The 488-nt window shown below is 60.7% G+C and carries 1 protein-coding gene; it reads left to right on the top strand.

The window, feature by feature from the left end; genetic code table 11:
• Positions 1 to 22 precede the first annotated feature (22 nt).
• The coding region (locus ACLD7X_RS18585; protein ID WP_411425159.1) for a hypothetical protein at positions 23 to 488 on the top strand (466 nt) is incomplete at its 3' end.

Below are 488 nucleotides of genomic sequence, written 5' to 3'. Positions count from 1 at the left end.
CTCGGGAGGCAAGGATGGCAGGGTGAGATTCACCCGCGCCGTCAACATCCCGTCGAGCGAATGGTTCTATGTGGGCCTCGCCGATCTGACGGTCGGCCACAACGGAGGCAGCAAAGGCATCGAGGATGTGAAGCCTGGCGAGTTCGACGATGTCTATACCAAGGGACGCGCCGCCTTCTACCTGAAGGGCAAGATCAAGGGCAGCTATCTTCTCACCGCGGCGGCGGATTCTGGCGAGGATTCGGTCGAGAACATGTTCAGGGGCCTCGACGAGAAGGACCCGAAGAGCCTGCTCAGCCGTATCGATCCGGATGATTATTACGCCGTATATGGCGACGACTCCGTCAGCATCGAGGATGCGCCGACGCGCGGTAAATTCTATGTCCGCCTCGAGCGCGGCGACAGCCGGGTCATGTGGGGCAACTTCAAGACGGAGATCCGCGGTACGGAATTCCTGCGCAACGACCGCGGTCTCTATGGCGGCAATG

It is taken from the genome of Aphanothece microscopica RSMan92 (genome assembly GCF_046613545.2).
GTDB lineage: Bacteria > Cyanobacteriota > Cyanobacteriia > PCC-6307 > Cyanobiaceae > NIES-981.
This window is presented reverse-complemented; position numbering and strand designations above follow the sequence as displayed.